At 56.9% G+C, this 9,826-nt stretch carries 8 protein-coding genes; 1 reads left to right on the forward strand and 7 read right to left on the reverse strand.

Annotated elements, in window-relative coordinates; all coding sequences use genetic code 11:
- Nucleotides 1-12: 12 nt before the first annotated feature.
- From hflX to nnr, 7 genes are all read right to left on the reverse strand, one after another.
- On the reverse strand, nucleotides 13-1,293 hold the full coding sequence (gene hflX, locus RT657_RS14660) for a ribosome rescue GTPase HflX (protein ID WP_313655331.1): 1,281 nt from the start codon (nucleotides 1,291-1,293) through the stop codon (nucleotides 13-15).
- A 72-nt stretch (nucleotides 1,294-1,365) separates the two neighbouring features.
- Nucleotides 1,366-1,677: an RNA chaperone Hfq gene (gene hfq, locus RT657_RS14665; protein WP_128086226.1), complete on the reverse strand. Its 312-nt coding sequence runs from the start codon at nucleotides 1,675-1,677 to the stop codon at nucleotides 1,366-1,368.
- A 103-nt stretch (nucleotides 1,678-1,780) separates the two neighbouring features.
- Entirely contained in the window at nucleotides 1,781-2,731 is a 951-nt protein-coding gene (miaA, locus tag RT657_RS14670) for a tRNA (adenosine(37)-N6)-dimethylallyltransferase MiaA (protein WP_313655332.1), read from the reverse strand.
- Complete coding sequence (mutL, locus tag RT657_RS14675) at nucleotides 2,724-4,589, reverse strand: DNA mismatch repair endonuclease MutL (RefSeq protein WP_313655334.1); 1,866 nt, start codon at nucleotides 4,587-4,589, stop codon at nucleotides 2,724-2,726. The genes miaA and mutL overlap by 8 nt, the downstream gene beginning before the upstream one ends.
- Before the next feature lie 49 nt (nucleotides 4,590-4,638).
- Complete coding sequence (amiB, locus tag RT657_RS14680; protein WP_313655336.1) at nucleotides 4,639-6,300, reverse strand: N-acetylmuramoyl-L-alanine amidase AmiB; 1,662 nt, start codon at nucleotides 6,298-6,300, stop codon at nucleotides 4,639-4,641.
- Nucleotides 6,297-6,773, reverse strand: coding sequence for a tRNA (adenosine(37)-N6)-threonylcarbamoyltransferase complex ATPase subunit type 1 TsaE (tsaE, locus tag RT657_RS14685; RefSeq protein ID WP_313655337.1), 477 nt, complete (start codon nucleotides 6,771-6,773; stop codon nucleotides 6,297-6,299). Before tsaE ends, amiB begins: the two co-directional genes overlap by 4 nt.
- Nucleotides 6,770-8,290 carry a bifunctional ADP-dependent NAD(P)H-hydrate dehydratase/NAD(P)H-hydrate epimerase gene (nnr, locus tag RT657_RS14690; protein WP_313655338.1) on the reverse strand — a complete coding sequence of 507 codons (1,521 nt, stop codon included), beginning with the start codon at nucleotides 8,288-8,290 and terminating at the stop codon, nucleotides 6,770-6,772. Before nnr ends, tsaE begins: the two co-directional genes overlap by 4 nt.
- On the opposite strand from nnr, the gene queG reads away from it, so the two are divergent.
- The gene (gene queG / locus RT657_RS14695) at nucleotides 8,289-9,428 is read left to right on the forward strand and encodes a tRNA epoxyqueuosine(34) reductase QueG (protein ID WP_313655339.1); all 1,140 of its coding nucleotides are present in this window, start codon (nucleotides 8,289-8,291) and stop codon (nucleotides 9,426-9,428) included. The two genes, nnr and queG, sit on opposite strands and share 2 nt — an antisense overlap.
- Nucleotides 9,429-9,826 lie beyond the last annotated feature (398 nt).

Raw genomic sequence — 9,826 nt, forward strand, 5'->3', positions numbered from 1 at the left:
GTTTGGGCAATATCAAACAATGTAACTGGTCAGCAACGGTTCCTGTTTACATAAACGCATCCATTCAATAATGGGCATACGTATCTGTAATCCCACACTGCCGTCTTCTTCATTCCACTCTTTCTCAATCGCCTGCAGCTGATAGAAACGGCTACGAAGTCGCCCCGCTTCCGGCGGCAGACGCAATGTGTGCTGGGCAATTTCACCCGACAGACGCTCAGACAGCGCCTGCCACAGCAACGGAATGCCTTCGCCTGTCTGGGCGGAAAGCCAGACGCGGACAGGAAGATCCTCTTCGTTGCGATCGATACGCGGTTCGAACCCGTCGAGCATATCGATTTTGTTCATAACCAGTAACGTCGGAATTACGTCCGCTTCAATCTCTTCCAGAACGGTATCGACGGCGGCGATATTCTCCGTGACGCGCAGGTCAGCGCCATCAATGACATGCAGTAACAGCGTCGCCTGGCGTGTCTCCTGCAGCGTGGCTTTAAAAGCGGCAACCAGGTCGTGAGGAAGATGGCGAATAAAGCCGACGGTGTCCGCCAGAACCACATCCCCGACATCGGCCACATTCAGGCGGCGCAGCGTCGGGTCCAGCGTTGCAAACAGCTGGTCTGCGGCAAAGACGTTAGCCGACGTGATGGCATTAAACAGCGTCGACTTACCGGCGTTGGTATAGCCCACCAGCGACACGGTCGGAATGTCCGCTTTGGCCCGCGACTGACGTCCCTGCTCGCGCTGTTTTTCCACCCGCTCAAGACGGGACAGAATCTGGCTGATACGACCACGCAACAGGCGGCGGTCGGTTTCTAACTGTGTTTCACCCGGACCGCGTAAGCCGATCCCGCCTTTCTGACGTTCAAGGTGAGTCCAGCCGCGCACCAGACGTGTGGCAAGATGGCGTAGCTGCGCCAGCTCAACCTGCAATTTACCTTCGTGGGTACGTGCGCGTTGGGCAAAGATATCCAGAATCAAACCGGTGCGATCGATAACCCGGCATTCGCACAAGCGCTCGAGGTTTCTCTCCTGAGCGGGCGTAAGGGCATGATCGAATAATACGACCGATGCTCCAGTTGTTTTTACCGCATCGGCAATTTCAACGGCCTTTCCTTCACCGACAAAATACTTGGGGTGTGGCGCTTTACGACTGCCAGTGACCACTTGCAGCGCCTCAACGCCAGCAGAAGAGACCAGGGTTTCAAACTCCTGCAAATCTTCTACTTCTTTGTCCTGGGAGAACCAGATGTGTACCAGTACGGCCTGCTCGCCGGCATCATAACGGTCAAACAAGCTATAACCTCCCTAAATAAAAGACCAGGACGGAAAACCGCTGTTCTCCGCGCCTGGCTATACGGCGACGCGTTATTCTGCGTGATCACCGTCTTGTTGTGGCTGTGGCTGTGCAGGTGTGTTGCTGCCACCATGATGGTAATTGTTGCTGCCGCCACCGGTATTATTACTATGGTGAGAAACCGGGCGCGAAGGAACAACGGTAGAAATGGCGTGCTTATAGACCATCTGACTTACCGTGTTTTTCAACAAAATGACGAACTGATCAAATGACTCAATCTGACCCTGCAGCTTAATACCGTTAACCAGATAAATCGAAACCGGAACACGTTCACGACGCAGTGCGTTCAAAAACGGGTCTTGTAATGATTGCCCCTTAGCCATTCTATCTTTTCCTTATATGCTTGTTGTATGTTGCTCGTAGAACCTATGGTTCTGAAAAAACTGCGTAAAAATTTGCGCACGATAACCCATCAATTGTACACAATCACCCATGCTTCGCACTAAGAACCTGTAACACTGTATCACGCGCCAGCCGGGGCTCGTCACTGTCAAGCCAGTGAATATTTTCCCAGCCGCGTAACCATGTCATCTGTCGCTTAGCAAGCTGCCGGGTTGCGCAAATTCCCCGATAAACCATCTCGCCATAATCGATTTCACCCGATAAATAAGACCACATCTGACGATAACCGACACAACGGATGGAAGGCATGTCCGTATGCAAATCACCTCGTGCAAACAGGGCCCGAGACTCCGCTTCAAATCCTGACGCCAACATCTGCTCAAAACGCAACGCGATGCGCTGGTGCAGCAGTTCACGGCTCGCGGGGGCGATAGCAAACTGATGCACGTCGTAGGGTAACGCTTCGCCGGATGTTTTAGTCAGTTCCGTTAAAGTTTTACCCGAAATAAAAAAAACTTCCAGTGCTCGCGAAAGTCTCTGCGGATCATTCGGATGAATACGACTGCCGGCAACCGGGTCGACTTCACACAGCTGGCGGTGCAAAGCTTCCCAGCCTTTTTCACGCGCCGTTTGCTCTATCTGCTGACGAACCTCCGGATCGGCCGGGGGCAGCGGCGACAATCCTTCAAGTAACGCTTTGAAGTAGAGCATGGTTCCACCAACAAGCAGCGGTATTCGTCCTGCTGCAACGATCTCCGCCATTTCTGCTAACGCATCCCGCCGGAACTCCGCGGCCGAATAGGCCTCTGCGGGATCGCGGATGTCGAGCAGACGATGGGGCGCCACGGCTAACTCCTCAGCCGACGGTTTTGCCGTACCAATATCCATCTGACGATAGATTAAGGCAGAATCGACGCTGATCAGTTCCACTGGTAACTGCTTACGCAGCTCGATGGCGAGTGCCGTCTTGCCAGATGCTGTGGGTCCCATCAAAAAAATAGCCTTTGGCCGGCCAGCCTGGTTTAGTTCACTCATGCTTCAACGCGTTCACCGCGCTCTCAATCTCTATGGGCTGTAATAAGCCTGAAGGCGGCGATTTCAGTAGCTGTGGACAGAGCCGTTCAAGCTCTGCCAGCAGGTTAATCGCCTGTGAGTGATTCCAGTTGGAGGACTCCATATCCTGCTGTCGCGCCAGCCACTGGGCCAGTTGCGTCGCAGAGTTCTCCTGCTGCCGGGCGAGATAGCCTAACAGCTCAGGAATCAAGATTTGTAAATTTTGTGTTCGTAACGGTAAAGGCACGGCCCGCAGAGTAACGTGGTCGCCATCTGCCTGAAGTTCGATACCCATCTGATTGAGCAGGCTGCTGTTTTTACGCGCCGCCTCGCGTTCCTCCCGGGCCATTTTCAGCCGCACCGGAATCAGCAGAGGCTGCGGTTTCAGCCCCTCCTCGCCAGGTTCAAGCTGCGCCTGTTTCAGCCAGCGCGCCGCGACCGGCAGCGCCATCAGAAAAAGCGCCTGATCCTGTTCCAGCAGCGCATAGTGGTTCTGCAACACGGTCAGTACCCGACCAAAACTCTGAGCATGGGCCGCCAGCGGCGAGACCTTTTCGGCGCGACGCGGTTCCGGTTCCCGCGCTTTTGGTGACGGCGCGCTGTCGGCAGGCGTTTTCAGCAGCTGCTGATATACCGCGCCTTCACGCTGCCGGTAAAGGTTCTCTTTATTCTGCCAGGCCGGGGCCGCTGCGGGCGGCGTTTCCCGGACGGATGCAGCCGGTTTACGCTCCCCGGGGGACGACGCAGGCTGGGCGAAATGATTGCCTCCGGCCGCCTGACGGTTCTCCGGCTGCCAGCGCGGGGCGGTTTCTTCCGCCTTCAGTGCGGGCAGCGCAGGGGTCGCAATCGCCTGCAGCGCGCTGACCACGCCCTGATAGATAAAGTCATGCACCAGGCGCGACTGATGAAACCGCACTTCATGCTTGGCCGGATGGACGTTGACATCCACCTGATGGGGATCGATCTCCAGGTAGAGCACGTAAGCAGGCTGCTGCTCATCCTGAAGTTGTGTCTGGAAGGCCTGGCGGATTGCATGGTTAATCAGCTTATCGCGCATCATCCGGCCGTTAACATAGCAATACTGCAGATCTGTCACCTGACGCGAACCAGCGGGATCGGCCACCCAGCCCCGCAGCGCGAGATCATCATGTTGCCAGTCGATGCGCAGGGCATGCTGCATAAAAGTGGTGCCACAAATGGCGGCCAGCCGCCGTTCACGCTGACTCTCCTCATTCACGGCCCGATACTGACGCATCATTTTGCCGTTGTGACTCAGCGAAAGGGCGACATCAAAGCGTGCCAGCGCAATGCGCCGAATCACTTCGTCGATATGCCCGAACTCGGTTTTTTCGGTGCGCATAAATCTGCGGCGTGCCGGGGTGTTGTAAAACAGATCCAGCACTTCCAGCGTGGTGCCACAGGGATGCGCCGCCGGTTTGACCGTCACCGCCATATCGCGCCCTTCGGCATAAGCCTGCCAGGCTTCACTTTGGTCGGCGGTGCGGGAGGTAAGCGTCAGACGGGAGACAGAACTGATACTGGCCAGCGCTTCACCACGAAAGCCCAGACTCATTATCGCCTCCAGATCGTCCAGTGAGGCGATTTTACTGGTGGCGTGTCGGGCCAGCGCCATCGACAGCTCGCTTTTCACGATGCCGCAGCCGTTGTCGCGAATACGGATCAGCTTAGCGCCACCCTTCTCAATATCGATATCGATGCGGGTCGCGCCTGCATCCAGACTATTCTCCACCAGCTCTTTGACAACCGAGGCAGGACGTTCAACCACTTCACCCGCCGCAATCTGGTTTGCCAGCTGCGGCGGTAAAATTTGTATTGGCATAGTGGATATCCTATTAGCTGACAGCCCGGCGCAGCGGCCGGGCACACAATCAGGATGCAGGGATTTTCAGGTTCTGCCCCAACATGACGTTGGTCGACTTCATGTTATTAGTCTGCATTATCGCTTTCGGGCTGACGCCGTAATGCGCCGCAATCGCGGTCAGGGAGTCCCCGACAACGACCTTGTGGCGTACCACGCCGCGTGATGTGGTCCGGCTGGCGCTCGCACTGGCTGGCACTTTCAGCCGCTGGCCGACCCACACCACATCACGCCTGAGCGTGTTCATGTCACGCAGTGTGGCCATGCTGACGCCATATTTCGCAGCAATGCCAGAGAGCGTCTCCCCGCGCGTGACGGTATGGCGCTGCGTGGGGCCGGTATAGTGCGTCACCCCGGTCGCCGGATTACTGGCGACGCTCACCGCTGGCGACGAGCCCAGCGGCAGGTTTTCCTCCTTTGGGATGGATTGCAGCGGGTGCGCCAGGAAATAAGTGCGCAGACCTTTGTAGATCGACTGCGCAATCTTATCCTGGTGTGCGCTACTGCCTAGCAGTCGCTCCTCCGAGGAATTACTGATAAAGCCGGTTTCCACCAGCAAAGAGGGAATATCCGGCGAACGCAGGACGCCCAGACTGGCATGCTCAGGCAGACGTTTGTGCAGCGAGGTGACGCTGCGCAGCTGCTGCAGAACTTTCTGAGCAATGTCATAGCCGACGCGCTGCGAATGACCGAACTGCAGGTCAAGTACCGCCTGGCTGAGATAAGGATCGGCCTGACTGTTGGCCAGCAGATCACCCGCACCGCCCAGTAGCTCAGACTGCTTCTCTTTCTGCTCCAGCCAGTTGGCCATTTCATTGTTGGCGCGACGGTTTGATAGCACCCAGACCGACGCACCGGTCGCGGCATGGCTTGGGGCCGCATCCGCATGGATCGATACCAGCACGTTAGCATTGGCTTTACGCGCAACATCAGAACGCCCCATGACCGAAATAAAATAGTCGCCATCGCGTGTCAGCACGCCTTTAAACATCGGATCGTTATTCAGCAGCACCCGCAGTTTACGGGCGATCGCAATCGTCACGTTCTTCTCTTTCAGGCCGCGCTGGCCAATCGCGCCAGGATCCTGGCCACCATGTCCGGCATCGATGGCCACAATCACGGTGTCATTCTGACTGACGCGACTGCCAGGACGCACGGTGCTGGCCGTGCTGGTCACCGCCGTCACCGGATTCGCATTAAACGGATTCGCCGCAGCAGCGCTCTGAGCCGGTACACGCGCTGGCGCGGCCACCGGTGCGGGCTCACTGTGCTTCACCACAGGCCGCTTGCCGGTAACGGTGAAGACCACGCTATAGTTATTGCCGTTGCGCTGGGTAACTGCCCGGGTTTTCCCCGCCTGGGTCAGTTCAAACACCAGCCGCACGCTCTGCTTGTCCTTTGGGGTGCTGCTACGAATCCGCTTTACGATGTTTTCACCGCTGAAATTCAGCGGCAATCCCTGCACCATACCGCTCTGGCGAACGTCGATCACCACACGATCGGGATTGCGCAGCGGGAAATAGCCATAGACCGGCTGTCCGGAGAAATTCAGGGTGATGGTCGCCTGGCTGTCACCGTTGGCCACGTTGATATCTGACAGCGTGGCGGCAAACAGCGGCGCAGAAACCAGCAGCAGCAGTGACACCAGCGCGATTTTCATCCGTGACATCATGCCTGTTCCCTGCCCTGGCTGAAAAGTTCAACCCACTGCTGACCCGACGCGGATTGGGCCGTCAGCTCCGCTTCACGCGCCTCGCCCACATAGCGCAGCGTTAAGATAAAGTCAGGCGACGGCAGAAATCCGGCCCCCTGCTGCGGCCATTCGACCAGACAGATCGCCTCACCGCTGAAATAGTCGCGGATCCCCATAAACTCCAGCTCTTCCGGATCGGCGAGGCGATAGAGGTCGAAATGGTAGAGGGTCCGGTCAGCCAGCGCGTAAGGCTCAACCAGAGTATAGGTAGGACTTTTGACGTTGCCCTGATGGCCCAGCGCCTGCAGAAAGCCGCGGCTGAAGGTCGTTTTACCCGCCCCCAGATCGCCATAGAGATAAATGACTGCCGCGCTGCCACAGGCGCGCGCCAGCTGAGCGCCCAAACTGAGCGTAGCCGCCTCATCGGGCAAAGGGATAACACAGGTCTTCATGCTTCTTTATTCATCTCAGGATTAACAAACTGCCACAGGAGATCCAGTAAATCGGTGGCCAGCATACCGCGCGTTCCGCGCTGCGCCGCGACCGCATCGGCTGCGGCGCCGTGCGCCACACAGCCCGCGCAGGCTGCATCAAACAGCGTCAGTTTCTGACCCACCAGCGAGGCGATAATGCCACTCAGAAGATCGCCCATGCCGCCAGACGCCATACCCGCATTACCCACATCAGCAAAGGCCATTTCGCCCTGCTCGCTGGCAATCAGCGTACCGGCCCCTTTCAGGACTACGACACCACCGTAACGTTGCGCCAGTGTCTGCGCTGCATGTAAGCGGTCACTCTCAATTTCACTGGTCTCAATATTAAGCAAACGCGCCGCTTCGCCAGGATGCGGCGTAATAATGCGATTCTGACGTTTCTCTGCACTGATTGCCAGCAGGTTAAGTGCATCCGCATCCCAAAGCATGGGCTTTTCACTGCCCTCTACCTGCTTTAACGCCCGCTTTCCCCACTCCCGCTGGCCCAGACCGGGGCCGATGGCGATGACATCGGCCCACGCCAGCGCCTCCGTCAGCCGTTTATCGGTCAGTTCATCAACCATAATTTCGGGGCGGGCGGTGAGAATTGGAATAAGGTTATCTTTGTGAGTAAGCACTCGCACTAATCCGCTGCCGCTGCGTAGTGCCGCCTCAGCCGTCATGCGCACTGCCCCGGCCGTACCGGCATCCCCTCCTACAACCAGCAGACGACCGTGACTGCCCTTATGCGAGGTGGGCTTACGTGGCTTAAGCCAGCGGGATAATGCGCGGGCGTCGTAACGGGCCATGGGTGCTGTCTCCCCTGCCAGAAACGTGGCCAGCCCCAGATCGGCAAAATAGAGTCTGCCAATGTGATCACGTGCCTTGCCGGTAATCTGTCCCGGCTTCAGCGCCACCAGGCTCAGCGTATGGCAGGCATCTATGGTTGCTCCAGGTGCCGTCCCGTTGCGGGCCGACAGGCCGGATGGAATATCTATGGCAAGAACCGGCGCCGCATGGGCATTAGCACGCGTAATCAGCGAGGCGTAGGGTTCGTCTGGCGCACGCTGGCAACCGGTCCCCAGCAAGGCATCGACAATCACATCGATCTGCTCTGGCCAGACCGCATCGGCTGCATGGATTTCACCGCCTGCATCCAGCCAGGCATCGCGGGCACGCTGTGCCTCTTCCGGTAACGCTTTGTCGCTTTCACACGCCAGCAACGTGACCGTTTTGCCTGCGGCCTGTCCCAGCCGCGCCAGCACATAGCCATCCCCGCCGTTATTGCCGTGCCCGCACAGAATCAGCCAGTGGCAGGCCTGCGGCCAGTGCGCAGTCAGATGCGTAAATGCCGCCTGTCCGGCGCGCAGCATCAGCTCATACAGGGTGATCCCGAGCGCATCGGCTCCCTGTTGCTCAAGCTGCGCCACCGCCTGCGCAGGCCAGACAGAATATGGTAAACTGCCGCTGTTTTTCTTCGAATCCTGGTTACTCATGTCATACCCTCTCGATCTTCATCAACTCGCACAGCAGATTAAACAGTGGGGCGCTGAACTCGGTTTCCAGCAGGTCGGCATCACCGATACCGATCTCAGTGCCGAAGAGCCGCGTCTGCAGGCATGGCTGGACAAGCAGTATCATGGCGAGATGGAGTGGATGGCGCGACACGGCATGATGCGGGCGCGTCCGCATGAACTGCTGCCTGGCACGCTGCGTGTAATCAGCGTTCGCATGAACTACCTTCCGGCCAAAGCCGCTTTTGCCAGCACGCTGAAAAATCCTCGCCTGGGCTATGTCAGCCGTTATGCATTAGGCCGCGATTACCACAAAGTATTGCGCAATCGACTGAAAAAGCTCGGAGAAATGATCCGGGAGCATTGCAGCACACTTAATTTCCGTCCTTTTGTCGACTCCGCTCCGTTGCTGGAACGCCCGCTGGCAGCGAAAGCCGGCCTCGGCTGGACCGGTAAGCATTCGCTGATTCTGAATCGCGAAGCGGGTTCCTGGTTTTTCCTCGGCGAACTGCTGATCGACATTCCGCTGCCGGTGGATACTCCGCAGCCGGAGCAGTGTGGCCGCTGTGTCGCCTGCATGACCATCTGCCCGACCGGCGCGATCGTTGAGCCCTACGTCGTGGATGCCCGTCGCTGTATTTCCTATCTGACTATTGAGCTGGAAGGCGCAATTCCGGAAGAATTCCGCCCGCTGATGGGTAACCGGATTTATGGATGCGATGACTGCCAGCTCATCTGTCCATGGAATCGCTACGGTCAGCTCAGTGACGAAAGCGACTTTTCGCCGCGCGCCGCGCTGCATGCGCCGGAGCTGATCGCGCTGTTTCAATGGGATGAAGCAAAATTTCTGCGCATTACCGAGGGCTCGGCAATTCGTCGCATTGGTCATTTGCGCTGGCTGCGCAATGTCGCCGTCGCGCTGGGTAACGCGCCCTGGTCGGCCGACATCATGCCGGTGCTGGAACAGCGCCTCGGCGAGAGTGAGTTGCTGGATGAACATATTCAGTGGGCAATAGCGCAGCAGCAGCAAAAACGCGAACAGCTCGTTGTCGATGTGCAGCCCGCCCAGCAGAAACGACTGGTACGTGCCGTTGAAAAAGGGTTACCGCGTGATGCGTGATTGACCAGTCTGTTGCAGATTATCGTTTTCCACACGCTGTGAATAAAATTAAAAACCTGTTGTCATTCAACTGCAACAACGCTGATTTTGCTGTTAAATAACAAATTGAAATATTATCAAAACCATAAATATCAATGCGTTATGAAAAAGTTGTGTTTATTTGATAATGAGACTAACGCTTCGTTTAAAATATAAAGCTGTGGATAACTCTGTTCAGAAACATTTTACAGATCGCGCTAAGAGGCGCTAAGAACGGGGTGTCGTGCTGTGGATAACCTTCAGCAAACCATCAACACTCTCCGACGTAAAACAGCCGGACAAATTGACTGAAACAGAGATGATGTTAAATCTGGAGCGGGAAACGAGACTCGAACTCGCGACCCCGACCTTGGCAAGGT

The sequence above is a fragment of the Pantoea sp. genome, from assembly GCF_032114055.1.
In the GTDB taxonomy this organism is placed as follows: domain Bacteria; phylum Pseudomonadota; class Gammaproteobacteria; order Enterobacterales; family Enterobacteriaceae; genus Pantoea.